Genomic DNA, 2036 nt, shown 5'->3' on the forward strand with positions numbered 1-2036 from the left:
CATCGTGGTCCGTACTGTTCGTGCTCGTAGAAACGTGAAGGCTCCGTTGAACCATCTCCTCGAACTGCGAACTCCCACCCTTGTGCAATTGCGTCTTGCGTCCCGTACCCACAAATTCGATACCCCATGTAATAGTTCTCAACGCCGTTGGGGTATGACTCGGCCATGCGATCCAAAAAGAATTGGCGGGCTTTCTGAGCAACCTCCTCAATCGTGAAACTTGCGTGATCGAAGTAGTAGGGGCTTTCTGTGTTGCTGAAGTGGATCCGAAGATCTTTGGAAAGCGTTGCAATTGAAGCTGTTCCAACAGCGCCAGACCCAAAAGTCATCGACCCGATAGGCAAGCCCTTTACTAGGTTGAATACCTTGTTCGCGTTGTTGTAAACCTTCACCGGTATACCGTTGTGGTCCATGAATGTCGTCGCGCTGTCTGACGCTATCACCATGCCGTCGGTAACTTTCACCGTTACAACAATAGTCATTTCGTTGCCCCTCCTGCACCCACTTTAGCAGCCCCCCACTAGGGTTCGACACCCGCGCCAGTGGCGGGAACAGTGGGGGGATGGCACAGAATCCCTTTTCATACGACGACGCCTCTCAACCAGCCGCTCCAAAGGAGAAGACTGGCGGATTCTCCTACGAGGATGCTGAAGGACCGGCAGATCCTGGCTTGATCCCAACGATCAAGCGCACGGGCGGCCAAATGCTCACGACGGCTGCCACCTCATTGGAGGACGTTACGGGGCCGAACGTCGTCACCAAGGCGATGCAAGAGACTGGGCAGGGGATCATTGATCGTAACCCTGCAGGTGTCACCAGTCTCAGCGATGTGGTGGAAAAACCGTGGCTGACGGTGAAGGAGGCGGTTGGCCAGTTCGCTCCACAAATCGGTGCTGCCGCAGCAGGCGGATTCGCCGGCGCGCGCATCGGCGGGGCGCTCGGTGGCCTTGCTGGTCCGGGTGGTGCTGCGGTGGGTGCAACTATCGGTGGTGCTGCCGGAAGCCTTTTGCCAATCTTCACCCAGGAATACGGTGGTATCCGACAAGAGCAGAAGGAGGGAGGCCAAGAAGATAAAACGCGCGCCCTAGCTGCGGCAATTCCCGCCACGGCGTTGGAGCGCGTTGGCATGGGGAAGGCGCTCAATGTACTCAAGGGCATGCCTACAGGGGCAGCCGGTTCCATCCTCAAGGAAGCTGGGAAAGGTGCGTTGAAAGAAGGCGCTACCGAGGGGGCCCAGAACGTGATTGAGCAAATAGGCGCGTTCAAGGATCCCACCACCAGCAAGAATCTTGAAGACACTGCGCTGTCCGCCGTGATGGGTGGAATTGGTGGTGGCGTGATGGGGGCCGGGACGGGTGCGATTGAAGCTTCCCGAAAACCAGCGCAACAGAAAACGGATCAGGTGGCCGCGACATCTGAGCAACCAGATGCTGAGCCTGCACCCGCAGCCCCACCGCTCGCGCTGCCGGCCCCAGTCATCAGCGTGGCCCCTGACGGCACGGCCATCACTGCGGCTGACCGCAATGCGCGCCTGTCTCGCATCGCCTCCGGTGACGTGACCGATGTGACCCCCATTCCGGCTGCTGACCCCGTGCGCGAGGCCGTTGCTGCGGCGGCGGAGCAGGGCGGGGCGCTTTCTGGTGCTGCGCTCACTGCTATTGATTCTGGAGCGGTTCAGGCTGTGCAGCCCGAGCAACCGACGAACGAGCCGCGCTCTATCAGCCTGGAAGAAGCCGACGCCCGCGACCAGGCCGCCTATGAGCAGTTCTTTGCCAACCACGATGCTGACCCCGTGGTGGCCAGGTACTTCGAGGACGACACCGACATTCCCGACTTCGACGCTGCCAGCAATGTGAGCGACGAGGAATTTTTGCGCTCCCTGGGCGCCACCGATGAGGATATTCAAGATGCCATTGCCACTGCCAGCCAACCCGCAATCCCGCAAAGCAGTCCTGCAGTCGATGCTGGCACTCAAGCGGATGAGCCCGCAGGCGCGCAAGAAGGTGCTGGAGCAGATCAAGCCGCCCAAGGCGAAG

Annotated in this window: 2 protein-coding genes; one reads left to right on the forward strand and one right to left on the reverse strand. The window is 59.7% G+C overall.

What is annotated here, in order from left to right; genetic code table 11:
* Positions 1-482: hypothetical protein (locus DBR23_RS14790; RefSeq protein ID WP_199227713.1), on the reverse strand; the 482-nt coding region annotated here is incomplete at its 3' end.
* An 80-nt stretch (positions 483-562) separates the two neighbouring features.
* On the opposite strand from DBR23_RS14790, the gene DBR23_RS29340 reads away from it, so the two are divergent.
* On the forward strand, positions 563-2036 hold a 1474-nt coding region (locus DBR23_RS29340; protein WP_199227714.1), incomplete at its 3' end, for a hypothetical protein.

It is taken from the genome of Acidovorax sp. HMWF018 (assembly GCF_003061035.1).
Taxonomy (GTDB): domain Bacteria; phylum Pseudomonadota; class Gammaproteobacteria; order Burkholderiales; family Burkholderiaceae_C; genus Acidovorax; species Acidovorax delafieldii.